This is a genomic window from Streptomyces sp. A3M-1-3, assembly GCF_024213665.1.
In the GTDB taxonomy this organism is placed as follows: Bacteria; Actinomycetota; Actinomycetes; order Streptomycetales; family Streptomycetaceae; genus Streptomyces.
In genome coordinates, this window is record NZ_JANAVP010000010.1 from 155956 (window position 1) to 174385 (window position 18430).

Here is an 18430-nt window from a genome sequence, read left to right on the forward strand (position 1 = left end):
GAAGCGCCCTGAACCCCAGTCGGCGCCCGCGACCGTATCTCGGAACACTCGCGACTCCCCGGCACTCCGTGCCGTTTCGAGCGCTCCCGGCGGCCGCCAGGCACCGCCGCTGAAGGAGTGACAGCCAATGTCCGCACCAGCGCCGTCCACGCTGGCCATCGTCGACGCCGAGCCCCTGCCCCGGCAGGACGAAGTCCTCACCGAGGCGGCCCTGGCCTTTGTGGCCGAGCTGCACCGGCTGTTCACGCCCCGGCGTGACGAGCTACTCGCCCGCCGTACCGAGCGCCGCGCCGAGATCGCCCGCACATCCAGCCTCGACTTCCTCCCGGATACCGCACAGATCCGTGAGGGCGACTGGAAGGTCGCGCCGGCCCCGGCCGCGCTCAACGACCGCCGCGTGGAGATCACCGGTCCGACCGACCGCAAGATGACCATCAACGCCCTCAACTCGGGCGCCAGGGTCTGGCTCGCCGACTTCGAGGACGCGTCCGCTCCCACCTGGGAGAACGTCGTCCTCGGCCAGCTCAACCTCATCGACGCCTACGAGCGCCGGATCGACTTCACCTCCCCGCAGGGCAAGACGTACGCCCTGAAGCCCGCCGAGGAGCTCGCCACCGTCGTGATGCGGCCTCGCGGGTGGCACCTCGAGGAGCGCCATCTCCGGGCGGACAGGCGCGCCGTCCCGGGCGCGCTGGTCGACTTCGGTCTGTACTTCTTCCACAACGCCCAGCGCCTCATCGACCTCGGCAAGGGCCCGTACTTCTACCTGCCGAAGACCGAGTCGCACCTCGAGGCCCGCCTCTGGAACGACATCTTCGTCTTCGCCCAGGACTACGTCGGCATCCCGCAGGGCACGGTCCGCGCGACCGTCCTCATCGAGACGATCACCGCCGCGTACGAGATGGAGGAGATCCTCTACGAACTGCGCGACCACGCGGCCGGGCTCAACGCGGGCCGCTGGGACTACCTCTTCTCCATCGTCAAGAACTTCCGTGACGGCGGCGAGAAGTTCGTCCTGCCGGACCGCAACGCGGTGACGATGACCGCGCCGTTCATGCGCGCGTACACCGAACTCCTGGTGCGTACGTGCCACAAGCGCGGCGCGCACGCCATCGGCGGCATGGCGGCCTTCATCCCCTCGCGCCGTGACGCCGAGGTCAACAAGGTGGCGTTCGAGAAGGTCAAGGCCGACAAGGACCGCGAGGCCGGCGACGGCTTCGACGGCTCCTGGGTCGCCCACCCGGACCTGGTGCCGATCGCGATGGCCTCCTTCGACGCGGTGCTGGGCGACCGGCCCAACCAGAAGGACCGCCTGCGCGAAGACGTCTCGGTCGCGCCCGGTGACCTGATCGCCATCGACTCGCTGGACGCGAAGCCGACGTACGAGGGCCTGCGCAACGCCGTCCAGGTCGGCATCCGGTACATCGAGGCGTGGCTGCGCGGCCTCGGCGCGGTGGCCATCTTCAACCTGATGGAGGACGCCGCCACCGCGGAGATCTCCCGCTCGCAGATCTGGCAGTGGATCAACGCGGGCGTCGTCTTCGAGCACGGCGGGAAGCCGGTGCGGGCGACGGCCGAGCTGGCCCGCGAGGTCGCGGCCGAGGAACTGGCCGCGATCCGCGCCGAGGTCGGCGAGGAGGCCTTCGCGGCCGGCAAGTGGCAGCAGGCACACGACCTGCTGCTCCAGGTGTCGCTGGACGCGGACTACGCGGACTTCCTCACCCTGCCGGCCTACGAGCAACTGGCCGGCTGACCAGCCGCAACACCCCCAACGCCTCCGCCCCCGGTACCGCACAGCACCGGGGGCGGAGGCGTTTCGGCGCTCGGACGCGTTTCGGCGAGCAGATCACGCCATCCGAGCACTCCCGTGACCGAAAAGAGACATGCAGCTACCTGGCGGTAACAAAAGGCGGCGTGCCAGATTTCGCATGCCACCGGCCGACGGCCCCCTCACCGACACGCCACATCGCCAGGAGTCAGGACGACCTCCGCGGCGAGGCCTTCCGCAGGAGCGCCGTCATGACCGGATTCCGTACCAGAGCCATGTTCAGACCGGCCGCCAGACCGACCCGGCGGCTCACCGCCGCAGCAGTGGCCCTGCCCCTGGCATTCACCGCCCTGCTGACGACCGGAGCAGGATCCTCGGCCGCGAGCCCTTCCACGGGGCCGAGCGCGATCGTCTCCATGGGCGACAGCTACATCTCCGGGGAGGCCGGCGTCGGCAAGTCCATCGACGAGATCCGCGCGGTGATGTCCGGTGCCGGCTACGCCGCCTCCGATCGTGCTCCAGTCCTACCCCTCCCCCATCCCGCGGAGCGCCGAGAACCGCTACCCGGAGAGCGGCTGGAGCCGTACCAACACCGGCGGCTGCCCCTTCTGGAACAAGGACGCGGACTGGGCGCGCGACACGCTGGTCCCGCAGGTCGCGGGCCGCCTGAAGGCGGTGGCCGCCGCCAAGGGCGTGCAGTTCCTGGACCTGCGCGACATGCTGCAGGGCCGTGAGGTGTGCGCCAAGGCGGCGAAGCTCGTGAGCGCCACGCAGCCCGCGTCGGCGGCGGCCAGCGAGTGGGCGCGCTGGATCGACAGCGACTCCACCCAGGGTCCCGTCCAGGAGTCGATGCACCCCGACCACTACGGACAGCTCGGCCAGGGGCGCTGCCTGTCCCTGATCCACGCCAGGCCGGCCGGCAACTACACCTGCCGGAACACGGCGGGTTCGGGTGCGTCCGGGATGTATCTGACCGCAGTGTCCTGACGTCGGCGGCGGACCGCCGACGGGCTGGTTCCGAACCAGCGCGCCACCGCGCGGCGCAGGGCCCGGACGTCGGCGTAGCCGACCTGGGCCGCGACCCGGCTCAGCGGCAGGTCCGTGCCCACCAGCAGTTCCTCGGTGCGGGCCAGCCGTACCGAGTCCACCAGGGCCTGGTAGCTCGTGCCGCATTCGCCGAGCCGCCTGCGCAACGTCCGCTCGCTGACCGCGCGTTGATGGGCCTGCTGGGCGAGGGTCGGAGGCCGCGGCAGGCTCCGCGCGACGGCCGCCTCCAGGCTCTCCACCAGGTCCCGCCGCTCCCGCCCGAGGCCTGCGGCCTCGTCCAGCAGGCCCACCACCGTGGCCAGGGTGTACGGGTCGGCGGTGGGGAGCGTACGGTCCAGCCAGTCGTCGTCCAGGACGAGCCGGTCCCGCGGTGTCCGGAAGCGTACGGGACAGCGGAAGTGCCGCCGGTACTGCACGGCGTACGCCGGCCGGGCGTGCCGCACCGACACCGCCAGCGGGGCGAACGCCTCGCTGTTCGCGTACCGGATCACCGACACGATGCTCGCGAACGCCTCCTCCACCAGGAGCGCCTGCAGATCACCGTCCGCGTAGCGGGCGGTGGCGACCACAGCCGTGGCCCGGTCGCCCTTGGCCTCCAGGTGGAAGTCGAGCATGGAACCGGCCAGTTGCTGATGGCGCATGCCCAGCTCCAGGCTCTCGCGCACGGTGGCCGCCGAGAGCAGGCCGAGGCCCAGCAGCCCCCACGCGGTGACCGTCTGGCGCCGTCCGACCGCCAAGCCGAGCGCCGGGTCGTCCAGTGCAGTCATCGCCTCCCGGATGAACCGGCCTCCCTGCCGGTACGACACCCGCAGCCCGACCGCCGCGAGGTCGTCCTCGCCCAGACCGGCGCGCCGCAGCAACGGCCCCACCGGGCAGCCCCGTTCGGCGGCGACGACCGCCACGTACCGCAGGATGTGCGGTGTGACGGTGGCGGATCCGTACCTCGGGTCCGGACGGGACACCTCGACTCCCTACGGTGGCGCAACAGCTCGGCGTACCCCTGGAGCACATCCTCCTGCAGGGCTACGCCAACGCGTACAGCCAGTACGCGACCACACCCGAGGAGTACGACGCCCAGCAGTACGAGGGCGGCTCGACGCTCTACGGCCGCTACACCCTGCCCGCCTACCAGCAGGAGTACGCCCGCGTTGCCGCCTCGCTGCGGCAGGGCACTGCGCTCGACCGGGGCACCGCGCCGCCGGACGAGACGGCCCGTCAGTTCAGCCTCCAGACGGGCGTGGTGTACGACAACCCGCCGGCGTTCAAGTCGTTCGGGCAGGTGCTGACCGAGCCCGCGGCGGCCCACCGGCGCGGCGAGAGGGCCACCGTCGACTTCGTCACCGGGCACCCGAAGAACAATCTGCGCCGGGGCGGCACGTTCCTGGAGGTGCAGCGGCTCGTCGCCGGTGGGTGCGGATGCTCGACGACGGCGACTGGCAGACGAAGTACCGCTGGACCCGTACCAACGGCATCACCGGAACCTCGAAGGCCACGATCACCTGGGACATCGGCGCGGACACCCCGCCGGGCACCTACCGGGTCGTCCACTTCGGCGACGCGAAGAGCCTCCTGGGTAAGATCACGCCCTTCACGGGCACGTCCCGGGCCTTCACCGTGTCCTGAGCGAGTACCGATGAGTTTCGGGCACGGGTGCGGTCTGATGGTTATGGACACGACCTCGGAGGCACCCATGCTCGACCTCGCACCGGCCACCCGGCAGGTGGCCCAGCTCCTGGACTCCCTCGGCGCGGACCAGCTCGCGAACCCGACCCCCTGCCCCGACTACACGGTACGCGACCTCCTGGCCCACTTCGTCGGCCTGACCGCGGCGTTCCGCGACGCGGCGACGAAGGAGCTGGGGCCGACGACGAACACCGACCCGAGCGCGTCCCGCCCGGTCCTCGGCGACGACTGGCGAACCGTCCTGCCGCGACAGCTGGAGGAGCTGGCGGCGGCCTGGCGCGCACTGGAGGCATGGCAGGGCATGACGCAAGCGGGCGGTGTCACTCTGCCGGCAGAGGTGGCCGGCCAGGTCGCGCTCAACGAACTGGTCATCCACGGCTGGGACCTGGCCCGCGCGACCGGACAGCCGTACACGCAGGACCGGGCGAGCCTCGACGCGTCGTACGCAGTACTGGCACCGGCGGCGGACGACCCGGACTCACGCGGAACGCTCTTCGGCCCGGTCGTGGAGGTCCCGCAGGACGCTCCGCTGCTGGACCGGGTAATCGCCCTGAGCGGCCGGCACCCGGACTGGAAGCCCTTGTAGCCTGTCCGCCCTCTCGCCTCGGAGCTCTTCTGCACACCCAGGTGCTGGGCGGGCCCACGGTCTCGCGATGTGGAGCATCATGAGCCTTCACGTATGGGATGAGGAGACCAGCAGATGTCACTGTCGAGAAAGGGGTCCCGGTTGATCACGGTTGACGAGGTCACCTACCGATGGACTCTGCGTCGACGCCCAACATACGACCACGCCATGAACTGGGGGCCTCTGACCTACGCGGTGGAGCACAACGAGCTGCGCGGTTGCGTCCTCGTCGTGGGCACGGGCCGCGCGCACCCCGGTAACTGGGTGGGTGCCGAGTCGCTGCCCGTTCTCCCCGGCGAGGTCGCAGAGGGCATCCGTCGAGCGATTGCCCTGGGCTGGCAGCCGATGCGAGACGGGAAGTCCTTTTCGCTCAGCGAGGTCAGCTGACGAGGCTCCATCGCGTGGATGGCCGCAGTCGAGGATCAATCGGTGTCTGTCGCGGCCAGCACTGTCATGCGCGTGCGTTCCGGTGTCAACGCCACCAGCCCGATGTCCCAGGCAACTTGCCAGTACCAGTCGGTGGAGGCCCCGAAGCTGAACCACGAGTGGCTGGTTACCCGTTCCTCGACGCGCCGTGCAGACCATGGTTGTATGCGCCGCCCGTTGAGGCAGCGGCGAAGAGGACGCGCCACACCGCCCCGACCGCACAGGGGGTTACCGAGTAGCTCGTCCGCCTGGTGGCGCCTGAAAGACACTCGATGGGGAGGCTCATCAACACCCTGGGCACGTTCTCGTCCGCGTCCGGATGGGCAAGGTCGAAGGCCCGCGCCTCGATGCGTCCGTTGGACTCCTCAGCCCAGTTGTCGACAGCCGCGGAGGCTTCTCGCAGACCGTCTGGTCGGACTTCCTCTGCCGAGATGCCGCCCGGCCGGTCTTGGCCTGGGCCTGGAGACTAAACCCGCTGTCCTTCAGCAGCCGCCCCACCGTCATCGCGGAGACCGGATGTCCCTGCCGGGTCAGCCCGTCCGCCAGACTACGCAAGGACTTCGTCGTCCACCGCAGCGGAGACATCGGATCGCCCCGCTCATCCGGCTCCACCAGTGCCATCAGCGCGGGCACCAGTCCCGGATCCAGCATCTCAGCTCGTTTGCGGCCGCCGCCCGGCCGCCGAACCCGTCCCGCGGCTACAACATCTTCGCCGCCCTCCAGCTCGAAGACACCCCGGCGGACCGTGGTCTCGCTGGCCCCCGCGACCCGTGCGACAGCCCGAACGCCCCCATGCCCCCGCAGCCTCGCCTCGGACCCCATCAGCAAACGCCGCTGCCGTTCGTCCAGGTGCGGCAGCAGTACCTCGAACCGGACAGCGAGCTGCCCGAGTTCCCCCTCCGAAATCGCCATACCAGACCAACGAGACACATCCCTGGAGGCGACACCTTGGTTCCTTACGGCTTCGGTGGACCACGCAGGTCTGGACGGTGGTGCGGGGCCAGACGGTATCGACGGCGTCGGGCAGGCCCTTGAGGCCGTCGCAGACGAGCATGAGGACGTCGTTGACGCCGCCTTTCTTGATCTCGGTGAGGATGTGCATCCAGTGCTTGGCGCCGTCGCCGGCCCACAGGCCCAGGATGTCCCGCCGGCCCTCGGCCGTGACGGCCAGGGCCACGTAGATGGGCCGGTTCGCGACCGCGCCGTCGCGGATCTTCACGTGGATGGCGTCGATGAAGACCACCGGATAGACGGCGTCGAGCGGGCGGTTCTGCCATTCGGCCATGCCGTCCATCACCTTGTCCGTGATGGTCGAAATGGTCTGGCGGGAGACTTCGGCGCCATAGACCTCGGCGAGGTGGGCCTGGACCTCACCGGTCGTCAGGCCCTTCCCGGACAGTGAGATGACCATCTCGTCCACGCCGGACAGGCGCTTCTGCCGCTTGCGGACGATCTCCGGCTCGAACGAACCCCCACGGTCGCGGGGCACGGCTATCTCGACCGGACCGACGTCCGTGAGCACGGTCTTGGCCCGGGTGCCGTTACGGCTGTTGCCGCCGTTCTTCCCGGCCGGATCGTGCTTGTCATAGCCGAGGTGGTCGGTGATCTCGCCCTCGAGCGCGGACTCCAGCAGCCGCTTGGTCAGCTGCTGGAGCAGCCCGCCCTCGCCGGTCAGCTGGAGGCGGCCTCGGTCACGTTGTCACTGGTCATCGATGTATCTTCCTTGATCAGGAGTTACACCGAACGATTGGCTCTGTCGCAGATTCGGTGGTGACGGGTCGTCTCCTCAGCCGAGCAGGATCCGGTGGCGGAGGAGGGGGAAGCCTGCGCGTCCGTACATCTGGCGTTTGATCAACTTCGTCTTGGTGTTGATGCCTTCGGTGCCGCCGTTGTGATGGGGCAGGGCGAGCGCGGCGTTCACGGCTTCGCGGTCGAGGTCGAGGCCGCGGGTGAAGGCGTGCAGGTGAGGCAGGTCCTCGGCGGGGGCTTCGGTGATCCAGGTGGTCAGGCGGTCGGTGTTGCCGTCGGCGGGGGTGAGCAGGGCGGCGAAGGAGCGGACGAGGCCAGCGAGGGCGGTCGTCTCCGGGCAGGGCGGCGATGAGGGTGTCGAGCATCTCCCGCTGATGCTCTTTAAGCCGGTCAGGGCGGGTGAGGAGGTAGCGGGTGAGGCGTCTGGGCGAGATCGCGGGACGGTCGGCCTCGACGCGGCCCTGGGTGATGTAGCGGTAGGGCAGGTTGACGCTGCCGGTGTAGCCGAGCTCCTTGATCTCTCGCAGTAGCTGCAGAACGGGGACGGCCGGGTCTTCTTCGCGCCGCAGCGCAGGTGGTCGCGGTAGGGGTCGACCAGCGTGGGGCGGTACTGCGGGGCGCGGATCAGGCGATCGGGCTCGGGGATGCGCGCGTACCGTTTGACGGTGTTCAGCGCGAGCCCGAGCCGGCGGGAGCATTCCAACAGACCGACGCCCTTGTCGAGCAGGCCGTGGACCTGCTGCCAGCGCTCGCGGGTGGTGGCGGCCCGCTTGCCTTCGCGCGGCGGCGGCCCGGCCTTGGCCCAGCATCTGCTGTGCGCGGCGACCTCCTTGAGTAGGGCCTCGGCGAGGTTGTGCCAGATGTGCCAGCGGTCGCCGACCCTGCACCGCGTCGGGCAGCGCGCGCGGCGGATCGCCTCGGCGTAGGCGCCGGAGCCGTCGCGGCACACGATCTGAACCCCAGGGTGATCACGCAGCCAGGTTTCCAGGGTGTCGGCCCTGCGGTCGGGCAGGACGTCGACGCGCTCACGGGTCCCGGCATCGACCAGGATGGTGGCGTAGCGGTGGCGGCGGCGCAGGGCGAAGTCGTCCACGCCCAGCACGCGAGGCGTCCGCTGGACGGGTAACGGCAGTCGCAGCAGCGCCCGCACGGCGGTATGCCGGGAGACGGCCATGGCCAGGACGCGCAGCAGGCGGGCGCCGGCGCGGCCGGCCAACTCCCTCACCACAGCGCCGATCTGCGCACTCAAGCGCGCGGTGCGGCGCTGGTAGCGCTCCAGGACCCCAGGTAGCTGCTCGCGGAAGGTCTGGCGGCATCCACGAGTGGGGCACGCCAGGCGTCGTATCCGCACCCGCACGACAACCCGGCGGCCGTCGACCGGCACGTCGGCGACCGTCCGCTCGTGATAGCTGTGCACGCGCGCAGACTCCGTGCCGCAATCCGGGCAGGCGCCCCAGCCCCCGGGAGTCCGCGCCAGCACGCGGATCTCGTCCCCGTCGTCCCGCACGTGCTCGATGACGAGCGGAGACAACCCCGAAAACACCACGCCTACAAGGCTGTTGACATCACTCATGACTCATCGTGACATGTTCGCACGATCCGTCACCACCGAATCTGCGACAGAGCCGAACGATTTACAGTCCCCTCGTCAGCGCCACGATGCCAAGTGCCCTGCGGACTCGAGGATTCCGAAAATGGTCGCGACCATGTGAAGGCGTGTGTGGGTGCCTGGAGCCGATAGATTTGATCACTGAGCCGAAGCTCGGCACCTGGGAATTGGTTGCCAGTCAGGGGAGATGGGCTCTCTTTTGCGACAACGAATGCAGCTTATGAGTGCGTCAGGGAAGGTGGTGCGCGCGATACGCGTGCTGTGCCTGAGCCTGTTGCCTCTCGTGTTTGTGGCGGGTCTTCTTGGTCCTGTCCCTGCCAGCGCCGTCGCTGCGGCAACCGACGTCGAGAATGCCGCTTCGACACAGCCGACAGACCGGGGGCGCGTTCTCGGCCTCTGGAAGGTCGGGGGGCCTGGTGTCAAGGCTGCCGCGGAAGTAGCCCTGTCGGGAAGCGATGCAGACGTACAGCGTTTCCTGGCTGAGGTGGGTGACAACGCTCACCAGGACGACCGTGTGGCCGCCGCGCAGATCGCCAGTGTCGGCGGGCAGTCCACGATCGAAGCCGCCCGCGAGGCCTTGGCCGGTTCACCAGACGAGCTGAGGGTGTTCCTGGACTTTGGCTGGCAGGCTCCTCTCGAGCAGGACGAGCGGGTCCGCATCGCCCAGGTCATCGACGGGGGTGGTCCCGGTGTCGAGGAGGCTGGCCGGGCCGCACTCAAGGGTACGCCGCAGGATGTCAGGAAATTCCTGACCGAGGGTCAGTATGCGCAGCGTGAGCAGGACGAACGCGTTCAGCTGGCTCAGATCTTGAGTACAGGTGGGCCGGCCGTCCGGGCGGCCGGCAGGCTCGCGTTGAGGGGTTCCGCGGCCGACGTCCGGGAGTTCCTGGAGGTGGGTCAACATGTGGCCCGGGCGCGCGACCAGGAGTACTTGACCGTCGCCCAGTTGGCTGAGCTGGCCCGTGAGGCGGGACGTCAAGCAGCCGCGGAGACGGTGGCGGCCAAGGATGCGTCGGCGCGTGCGGTCGAGGCGTCGAAGCTGGCGAAGGCCGCTGCTTTGAAGGCCGCCGAAGAGGCGTCGAAGGCCAAGGACGACGCGAACAAGGCAGGGAGTGCAGCCGGTCGCGCGGCGTCGGCAGCCGGTCAGGCCGCGGCAGCCGCCCAGCAGGCGATCTCCTCTGCCCGGGCGGCGAACAACTCCGCCCGGATCGCGGCGAACGCCGCTGCCCAGGCCGCTGCCGCGGCAGCCGGAGCCGCCCAGGCCGCGTCCCGCGCCCGGGGTGCTGCGGCCGCCGCCGCCACCGACGCAGGCAATGCCGCCGCCGCGCGTAGGGCCGCCGTGGACGCCCGCGCTGCGGCCAAGAGCGCCGACGCGGGAGCGGACGCGGCCCACCAGGCCAGCATCGCCGCGACCGCTGCCGGTGACGCCGCCGAGGCCGCCGTCGGCGCCGGCGCCAATGCGCTGGCCGCGGCCGACGCGGCCATGCAGGCCAGCGGCTACGCGAATCAGAGCGACGCGCGGGCCGCCGAGGCCCGGGCCGCCGCCGCAGCCGCACGGCGCCATGCCCAAGAAGCGACCCGCGCGGCCAACGCCGCTGTGACGCTGGCCCGCAAGGCTGCTGTGGCCGCCGGGCAGGCAAGAGACGCGGCCAGGTCGGCCGCCGTCCACGCGAACGCCGCCGCGAAGGCGGCCGACGAGGCCGCCGACCATGCTGGAGAGGCCGCCACCGCCGCGGCCCAGTCCACGGCTCATGCCAGGGCAGCCCAGGAAGCCGCCAACACGGCCAGCGAGGCCGTCGAGAAGGCGAAGGCCATCTTCGCCCTAGCACGCGAGATCGAGACAGCGGAACTCCTTGCCCGCACCAACGCCGGTATCGAGCGGGCCAGGGACCTCAAGGAAGAGGACCAGGCCCGTAAGACCGCTCAGACCAAGGCTGTTCAGCACGCCAAGGACCGTGCGGCCGAGGCGCAGCGCCTGGCCGTGGAGGCCGCTCAGCCCGGCGCCGACCCGCAGGTGGTGGCGGACAAGGGCCGCAAGCTGGCCGTGCTGGTGATGAAGGACGGCGGCCCGTGGAGCCGCGCGGCCGCCGAGGCGGCGGTCGCCGGTGCGGACGCGGATGTCGTCGAGTACGTCCGCACCGGCTGGAAGGGGGCCGCCCAGCAGGACGACCGTGTCCAGGTCGGGCGCCTGTCCACGGACAGTCCGTTGAGGTCGGTCAGCGACGCTGCAGAGGAGGCCCTCAAGGGCAACGCCGCGACGGTCACCGCCTTTCTGACCACTGGTCAGTACCAGGTCGCCGCCGAGGAGTACCGGGTCCATATCGCGCAGGCTATTTCCACGGGTGGACCTGGGGTCCAGGAGGTCGGCCGGGCCACCCTCAACTCCGGTTCTGTCACTAAGTACCGCGAGTTCCTGGGCACTGGCCAGTACACGGCGCGCACCGAGGACGAGCGGGTCCGCGCGGCGCAGCGGTTCGACGAGGGCGGCCCGGAGGAGAAGGCGGCGGCCCGTATCGCGCTGGAGGGCCCGCCCGAGCAGCTGCACGCCTTCATCCAGTCGGGGCAGTACACGGCCCAGCGCAAGGATCTCCTGGGCGCCACCCATATCGCACAGGTTCAGCGGCTGATTTCGGAGGCGGCGGGCATCGCGGCAACCGCACAGCAGAACGCCGCTGAGGCGAACAGGGTCGCGGCCGTCGCCCGCAAGGCCGCAGAGGAGGCGAAGGCTTACGCCAACGCGGCCGCGGCCTCGGCTACCGAGGCCAAGAACTACGCGGCTCAGGCCGCCCAGTCGGCCAAGAACGCGGAAGCCTCGGCCGCACAAGCCGCCGTGTCTGCCAAAACAGCGCGCCAGGCCGCGGCAGACGCCAACCAGGCAGCTACCAACGCGGCTGTCTCGGCAGCGGATGCAACCGTCTCATCGGAACTGGCACACGCCTCGGCGGCCACTGCCTGGGCCGAGGCCAACAAGGCGCGGGCCTCCGCCACCGCGGCGGGCAAGGACGCCGATGCCGCCCGAAAGGCGGGCCTGGAGGCGTTCGCCATCGCCGCCGCGAAGCTCAAGGCTGAGGCGGAGGAGGAGCGCAGGAAGCTCAGGCAGGACACGCCGGCTGAGCGCATGCGCAAGTGCGGAATTCTGGACTGTCCGCAGGAGAACGACCCGTTCTACTGCGACAAGAAGCCCCCGAACGACCCCTTCTGCACGTCTCTCGCTCTGTCGAAGAAACTCGCTCCTTATGCGATGGCGATGTTCGATCTGGGCAAGTCCATCGCCGGACTCGACCAGCTCGAAGAGTGCGCGGACTACGATCTGTGGGCCTGCGCCGAGCTCATGCGAGATGTCACCATCAGCTCGAAGCTGCGGCTACTGAAGGGCGCGTACGAAACCCTTCGGGCCCTGGAGCGGACCTGCGTAACGTGCTTCCCGGCCGGCACCAAGGTGCTCATGGGAGACGGATCGACCCGGAACATCGAGGACATCAGGCAGGGCGACCAGGTCCTCGCGACCGATCCGCTCGCAGGCGACTCAGGCCCGCGCAAGGTCACGCATCTGATCGTCACCGAGCACGACAAGTACTTCAACGCGCTGACCATCGCGACCCGCCAGGGACCGGAAGAGCTGACCGCCACCTACGAGCACCCGTTCTGGAGCCCGTCGGAGAAGCGGTGGCTCAAGGCAAGCGACCTCAAGACCGGGGTCAGCCTCCTGAGCAGCGACGGCACCACCGTCAGCGTGGAGGCGAACCGCGCGTACACCCAGCACGCGCGCACCTACAACCTCACCGTCGAAGATCTCCACACCTATTACGTCCTCGCGGGCTCCACTCCCGTCCTGGTGCACAATGCCGGAACCTGTGGACCGATGGTCCTCGGAATCGGCGAGCACTCGAACGGACTCGCCCTCGAGTTGAACGGCTATAACTTCAACGACCCGAAGTACGCGGAGGTCATCGGTAAGGTAGGCGGTGTGCCGTTCGCCAAGTGGCAGGCTGAAGTACTGAATGTGCTTCGCAGTAACGGAAAGATCGCCGTCACCCTGCGCGGCTTTGACGGTGATACCCCCTTGGAGCAGTTTATGAACGCCTACAGAGCCGGAGGGAAGCCCGGGTGGGCAGCAACCCAGTGGGAAATGCGCCAGGTCGGCATTCAGGTGCAGTCGGGTAATCTGGACTGGAAGAACATTACGTTCTACGATAAGGACGGAAAGAAGATCGACAACTTCGACGAACCGGACTGGTAGAGATCAGGCGGGATAGAATCGCATGAGTGAACTGTATCGCTCCGATCGTTATTTCAAAGTATGGCAGTACACGGTGAGTCACTGCCGTCTGCTGCTGAGGAGCACACGGGACAACCCCCCGTCGACCCGGATCGACGTGCATTTCGGCGGAGTCAGCCACATGATGCTTCGCCCGCACTACGACGGTCTGGTCATCCGCGAAGGAACGGCCGACGAATGCGCACGCCTGGAACAGGAGTACGGCGTCCAGATCACGTCCGGGAATCTCTTCGTCCTCGGAGAGAACCTGTCGAGCTTCGTGGTCGCCGGCAGGCCCCAGTGGCATGAAGACCAGGGGGGATTCGGCGATCCGTCATGGTTCGGCCACATGATCGGTACTCCATAGCCGAAACCACGCTACGAGAGAGCGTAGGCGTACTGAGGTTCTAGCCTCGAACTTTCGCGGGAGCCCGTCAGTCTGCTGACGGGCTCTCTTGCGTTGTTGTGTCGAGGTATTGGAGTGCGGGGCAGGCTGGTGGCCCGGCTGTCGCGCCGGGGAGCGCCGGTTTCCACGGTTCCGGCAGGGCTGCTGTTTTCGTAGGGGCGGGCTGTTGTGGCTGGTCAGCCAGGGTTCGGGAGGGCGGCGAGTCGTTGGATCGCGCCGGTGATCACCCCGGTCCAGGGCCAGTGGCCGGCGAATGCCGCGGCTGCGGGCCGCGCACCACACGATCCGCCTGATCTGGGCGGACGGCGATATGCCAGCATGCTCGTCGACTGGGCCCGGGACAAGCTCCGGCTCACCCTCGAGATCGTGAAAGGCAGTGACGAGCTGCGCTTCGTGGTGCTGCCGAGACGGTGGGTCATCGAGCGCAACCCTGAGCTGGCTGATGTGCTCACGCCGGCTGGTCCGCGACTACGAAACACTGCCCGCCACCAGCGAGGTCATGGTCCTGTGGTCCATGACCAGGCCCAGCCGGGGCGGCGCGGCCACCGGCTCTCCGGTCCCGTCGCTTCCGCAGTCGACGAATTCCTTCAGCGGGTGGTGTCCGTAGGTAGTTCGCCTGAAGTCCAACTCGCCTCATCGTCTGGCGTTCAAGCCGCCGGGTAGGCAATGCCGGCGCCGGAGGCGGTCAAATCTTTCGATCTGACAGAGCCCGATCGCCTGGAAAGGGGAATAGCCAATTCCGCAGTGCCCGCCCACCCAGGACGGAAGCTCTCCCTGCTGGATCTGGCACAGTCTGCGATAGGGTTTCAACAGAGCACCGCGCTATGACACTTGGCCTGGCAAATGTTCGGATCGCGAGGTGACGCACGTCACGCCTCAGATTGACAGCGTCAGTGATCAAGGAGATTTTGACTCCTGCATCTTTACCAACTCCCAGTGAGGCGGGTTGGCGTCGAGGTGCTCAAGCTTGTTTTCCGGCTCTGTGTAGCCTCCATCGGAAGGACCCCGCCCGTGCTCTCTCGCGCCCGCCATCTGACCATCAGCGCAGCGATCCTCGCCGTGCTAAGCGCCTCGGTCGGCGCGTACGCAATAGCCGCCGACAACCCCGGAGCGCAGGTCTCCGCCGAGGCTGATATGCCGTTCGTGGTGGAGGACTTCGCCTACCCCGGCGCGGCTCAGGTGCTCAAGGACAAGGGCATCAAGCTGGTCAGCGGGGACGGGCACATCACGCTCGTCGACTGCGATGACACAGCGCCGCAGATTCGCGTCATGAGCGTGAAGGATCCTGCCGTGAATAGGGACGGCGTCTACTGCTTCAAGGCCCACGCGAATACCGGCCAGCTCTCCCTCGAGCTCCCGCGCGTCTTCGCCATCGAAGCAGCCGATCACCCCATCAGCGCCGATCTCACCGCCGAAGGCACGACCAAGACGGTGACGCTCCCCAAGGACGGCTACGAAAGCGTAGGCGAAGGCACCGTTGGCGGACACCGCAGTGTCCTCGTCGAGATCCGCGTCACCGGCTGACGCTGCCAACCCGACATCAAAGCCCCCAGTGCCCTCTGTTGCCCTAAGAGCCTGCTGTCTCGCAAGACTCTGAGGAAGAGTCATGTCCCCGGCAACGGTTTACGCGGTGCTGAACACCAACTGCGCGGCGCTCCCGCAGTGGCAGCAGGTCTACTGAGCACCGCCCCTGACCAGGCTGTGACCGGCAGCGCGCGACACCTGGCACCGTCCACGTTCACCGCCAAGTCGAGATGCGACGGCAACACCAAGCGTCCCTGCTCAGGTGCTCTCGTCGAGACGCAGTGGGTAGTGACGGGCGGCCTGCGGTTTCGCCGTCACTACCCAGCAGGGCTTCGAGATGTGGGCCGGGAGGCCGAAGTTGAAGACGGTCACGACCATCGGCCGCAGTGCTCTGTCCGGTGCTGGCGGCCATGTCAGCGAGATCGTGGATCTGTCGCCGCGTGCTGGCCGTCAGCCGCTCCGGCGGCTGTAAACCATTCATTGAAGCAAGGAGAAGTACGTGGCTGTTCGACGTTCCCGCAGTGTGCGGGGAGTAACACTGCTGGTTGCTGCGGCCGCGGCCGGTGGCCTCACTTTCACCGGCTCGGCGCAGGCCGTCGTCGGTGATGCGGTCGCGGGCGGCGCCTACGCGTTCACCGCGAAAATCGATGTCGGCGGCCAGCGTGCCTGCACCGGCGCCCTGGTCGACGCGCAATGGGTCCTGACGGCCGCCAGCTGTTTCGTTTCGGACCCGAATGAGGCGTCCCCCGTTCCTTCGGGTGCGCCGCAGCAGAAGACCACGGCGGTCATCGGTCGCACTGATCTGTCGGGTACGGGCGGCAGCGTGACCGAGGTCGTCGAGGTCGTTCCCCGTGCGGATCGGGACCTGGTGATGGCCAGGCTCGCCGAGCCGGTGACGGGCATCGCCCCAGTCCGTCTCGCGTCCGCCGCACCCGTGCCGGGCGAGACTCTACGCGCGGTGGGTTACGGCCGTACCAAGGGCGAGTGGGTTCCGGACCGCCTGCATGCCGGCGCGTTCATCGTGGAGAAGACCGTTGCCACTACCGTCGCCATGACCAGCAACGGTGGCAGCATCTGCAAGGGTGACGCCGGAGGTCCCGCGCTGCGCGAGAAGGACGGACAGGTCGAGCTGGTCGCCATTCACAGCGCGTCCTGGCAGGCAGGCTGCCTCGGCTCCGACGAGACTCGCAAGAGCGCCGTGGAATCACGCCTGGACGACATCGGCCAATGGGTCAAGGAGATCCGGGCCCTTCCCCAGGAGTCCCAGGTCACCGCTGGCGACTTCAACGGCGACGGCAAGGAGGATGTCACCGCCTTCTACGACAACGGGACGTCGGTCGACGGCAAGAACATGTCGTCGCTCCACACATTCTTCAGCAACGGCACCGGTTTCAAGGCGCCCCAGAAGATGTGGACCAGCACCGGTTCCTTCAACTGGAAGGCTGGCAAGCTGACGTCCGGCGACTACAACGGCGACGGCAACGACGACGTCGCAGTCTTCTACGACAGCGGGACGTCCGCCGACGGCAAGAACATGTCGTCGCTGTTCACGTTCTACAGCACTGGCACAGGCTTCAAGGCGCCGCAGAAGACGTGGAGCACGCCGGGCGGTTTCACCTGGGAGGCAGGCAAGCTGACTTCGGGTGACTACAACGGTGACGGCAAGGACGACATCGGCGTCTTCTACAACCGCGGTGTGTCCGCTGACGGCAAGCGCGCGTCGTCGCTGTTCACTTTCACCAGCGACGGTACGGACTTCAACGCGCCGCGTGAGATGTGGACCAGCACCGGTTCCTTCAACTGGGACGCCAGCAAGCTGACGTCCGGCGACTACAACGGCGACGGCAAGAACGACATCGCCGTGTTCTACGACAGCGGGACGTCCGCCGACGGCAAGAACATGTCGTCGCTGTTCACGTTCTACAGCACTGGCACAGGCTTCAAGGCGCCGCAGAAGACGTGGAGCACGCCGGGCGGTTTCACCTGGGAGGCAGGCAAGCTGACTTCGGGTGACTACAACGGTGACGGCAAGGACGGGCGTTACCCCTTGATCGTGGACACCCTGATCATTGGATCGTGAAGATCCGAAGGACAGGAGTTCCCGTTGGGGACGTCGAAGTACTCGCCTGAGTTCCGAGCCGATGCCGTCGCGTTGTACCGCTCCAGCCCGGGGCGGACGTACGCGTCGGTGGCCAAGGATCTCGGGGTGAACCACGAGACGCTCCGCACCTGGGTGCGGGATGCCGAGCAGGCCGCCGTGCCCGGCGCGGTTGAGGCCAGCGCGTTGGAGAAGGAGAACAAGCGGCTGCGGGCCCAGGTGAAGGAGCTCGAGCTGGAACGCGAGATCCTGCGGAGGGCCGCGAAGTATTTTGCGGGCGAGACCAGCTGGTGAGCCGTTTCCAGTTCGTTGCCGACCACCACGACGCCTTCGGCGTGAAGCGGCTGTGCCGGATCCTGGGGCTCTCCCGTTCCGGGTTTTACCGGCACCTGGCCGGCTCGGATGCACGGGCCGGGCGGGAACGTGCGGACGCCGAGCTTGCCAGGCGGATCACGTCAATCCACACCGAGTCCGACGGCACCTACGGGGCTCCGCGCGTCACCGCCGAGCTCCAGGGCGCCGGGCTGCGGGTCAATCACAAGCGGGTGGAACGCGTCATGCGGAAGTTCGACATCGTCGGGCTGCACCTCCGCAAGAAGGTCCGCACCACGGTCCCCGCGGCCGACGCCGTCCCGGTGCCGGACCTGATCCAGCGGGATTTCACGGCCTCCGCGCCGAACAAGAAGTACGTCGGCGACATAACCTATCTCCCGGTCGGTGACGGCCAATTCCTCTATCTCGCAACGGTGTTGGACCTCCACTCCAAGCGTCTGGTGGGCTGGTCGATCGCCGACCACATGCGGACCGAACTGGTCACCGACGCCCTCAAGGCCGCCGCCGGCGCGCGGGGCGGGAACCTGCGCGGAGCGATCTTCCACAGCGACAACGGAGCCCAATACGCCTCCAAGGAGTTCGCCCAGGTCTGCAAGGACCTCGGCGTGATCCGATCACGCGGGGCCGTCGGCACCAGCGCGGACAACGCCGCCGCGGAGTCGTTCAACGCCAGCATGAAAAGGGAGACTCTCAAGGGCGCGAAACGCTGGCCCGGAGCCCGCGCCGCCCGCCTCGCGGTCTTCCGCTGGGTCACCCGCTACAACACCTGGCGACGGCACTCAGCCCTCGGCCAGCAGAGCCCGATCAACTACGAACAGCGATCAACTACGCTGGCCACCGCCGCATAACAACCGGTGTCCACGATCAAGGGTGAAGGCCCGACGACATCGGCGTCTTCTACAAC

12 protein-coding genes and 5 pseudogenes are annotated in these 18430 nt (G+C 68.3%); 10 read left to right on the top strand and 7 right to left on the bottom strand.

The genetic code is table 11. The annotated features are described in order from the left end of the window. The first annotated feature begins 127 nt into the window (after window positions 1-127). The gene (aceB, locus tag NLX86_RS14210; RefSeq protein ID WP_254372037.1) at window positions 128-1753 is read left to right on the top strand and encodes a malate synthase A; all 1626 of its coding nucleotides are present in this window, start codon (window positions 128-130) and stop codon (window positions 1751-1753) included. A gap of 223 nt (window positions 1754-1976) precedes the next feature. On the opposite strand, the gene NLX86_RS14215 is transcribed toward aceB, so the two are convergent. Further along, window positions 1977-2186 carry a hypothetical protein gene (locus NLX86_RS14215; RefSeq protein WP_254372038.1) on the bottom strand — a complete coding sequence of 70 codons (210 nt, stop codon included), beginning with the start codon at window positions 2184-2186 and terminating at the stop codon, window positions 1977-1979. Between the two features lie 95 nt (window positions 2187-2281). Between NLX86_RS14215 and NLX86_RS14220 the strand changes: the two genes are divergently transcribed. After that, window positions 2282-2755, top strand: a complete 474-nt coding sequence (locus tag NLX86_RS14220) for a hypothetical protein (protein ID WP_254372039.1) — start codon at window positions 2282-2284, stop codon at window positions 2753-2755. On the opposite strand, the gene NLX86_RS14225 is transcribed toward NLX86_RS14220, so the two are convergent. Next, window positions 2692-3777 (bottom strand): AraC family transcriptional regulator, encoded by a 1086-nt coding sequence (locus NLX86_RS14225; protein WP_254372040.1) that lies wholly within the window; start codon window positions 3775-3777, stop codon window positions 2692-2694. The genes NLX86_RS14220 and NLX86_RS14225 overlap by 64 nt on opposite strands. Window positions 3778-3788: 11 nt before the next feature. Between NLX86_RS14225 and NLX86_RS14230 the strand changes: the two are divergent. From NLX86_RS14230 to NLX86_RS14240, 3 genes and pseudogenes are all read left to right on the top strand, one after another. Continuing rightward, window positions 3789-4438: pseudogene (locus tag NLX86_RS14230) on the top strand (neutral/alkaline non-lysosomal ceramidase C-terminal domain-containing protein); the annotation flags it as partial. 43 nt (window positions 4439-4481) lie between these two features. Further along, the gene (locus NLX86_RS14235) at window positions 4482-5084 is read left to right on the top strand and encodes a TIGR03086 family metal-binding protein (protein ID WP_254372097.1); all 603 of its coding nucleotides are present in this window, start codon (window positions 4482-4484) and stop codon (window positions 5082-5084) included. Between the two features lie 207 nt (window positions 5085-5291). Next, window positions 5292-5510, top strand: coding sequence for a hypothetical protein (locus NLX86_RS14240; RefSeq protein ID WP_254372041.1), 219 nt, complete (start codon window positions 5292-5294; stop codon window positions 5508-5510). A 35-nt stretch (window positions 5511-5545) separates the two neighbouring features. Here NLX86_RS14240 and NLX86_RS14245 read toward each other — a convergent pair. From NLX86_RS14245 to NLX86_RS14260, 4 pseudogenes are all read right to left on the bottom strand, one after another. After that, window positions 5546-5982: pseudogene (locus tag NLX86_RS14245) on the bottom strand (DUF6183 family protein). After that, window positions 5958-6461 (bottom strand): annotated as a pseudogene (locus tag NLX86_RS14250) (ISAzo13 family transposase); the annotation flags it as partial. The pseudogenes NLX86_RS14245 and NLX86_RS14250, both read right to left, overlap by 25 nt. A gap of 46 nt (window positions 6462-6507) precedes the next feature. Beyond that, a pseudogene (locus NLX86_RS14255) lies at window positions 6508-7230 on the bottom strand (IS256 family transposase); the annotation flags it as partial. A gap of 105 nt (window positions 7231-7335) precedes the next feature. Then, window positions 7336-8871, bottom strand: a pseudogene (locus NLX86_RS14260) (ISL3 family transposase). Window positions 8872-9127: 256 nt separating this feature from the next. On the opposite strand from NLX86_RS14260, the gene NLX86_RS14265 reads away from it, so the two are divergent. After that, on the top strand, window positions 9128-13147 hold the full coding sequence (locus NLX86_RS14265) for a polymorphic toxin-type HINT domain-containing protein (RefSeq protein WP_254372042.1): 4020 nt from the start codon (window positions 9128-9130) through the stop codon (window positions 13145-13147). A 22-nt stretch (window positions 13148-13169) separates the two neighbouring features. Beyond that, window positions 13170-13532, top strand: a complete 363-nt coding sequence (locus NLX86_RS14270; protein ID WP_254372043.1) for a hypothetical protein — start codon at window positions 13170-13172, stop codon at window positions 13530-13532. A gap of 507 nt (window positions 13533-14039) precedes the next feature. Here NLX86_RS14270 and NLX86_RS14275 read toward each other — a convergent pair. Further along, window positions 14040-14198, bottom strand: a complete 159-nt coding sequence (locus NLX86_RS14275) for a hypothetical protein (RefSeq protein WP_254372044.1) — start codon at window positions 14196-14198, stop codon at window positions 14040-14042. A gap of 384 nt (window positions 14199-14582) precedes the next feature. Between NLX86_RS14275 and NLX86_RS14280 the strand changes: the two genes are divergently transcribed. From NLX86_RS14280 to NLX86_RS14290, 3 genes are all read left to right on the top strand, one after another. Next, window positions 14583-15095, top strand: coding sequence for a hypothetical protein (locus tag NLX86_RS14280; RefSeq protein ID WP_254372045.1), 513 nt, complete (start codon window positions 14583-14585; stop codon window positions 15093-15095). 499 nt (window positions 15096-15594) lie between these two features. After that, window positions 15595-17175, top strand: a complete 1581-nt coding sequence (locus NLX86_RS14285) for a trypsin-like serine protease (protein ID WP_254372046.1) — start codon at window positions 15595-15597, stop codon at window positions 17173-17175. A 24-nt stretch (window positions 17176-17199) separates the two neighbouring features. Continuing rightward, window positions 17200-18374 (top strand): IS3 family transposase gene (locus NLX86_RS14290; protein WP_254372047.1). Its coding sequence is split into 2 segments (ribosomal slippage): window positions 17200-17467 and window positions 17467-18374, totalling 1176 coding nucleotides; the frame shifts between segments, so codons are not numbered across the junction. Window positions 18375-18430: the final 56 nt, after the last annotated feature.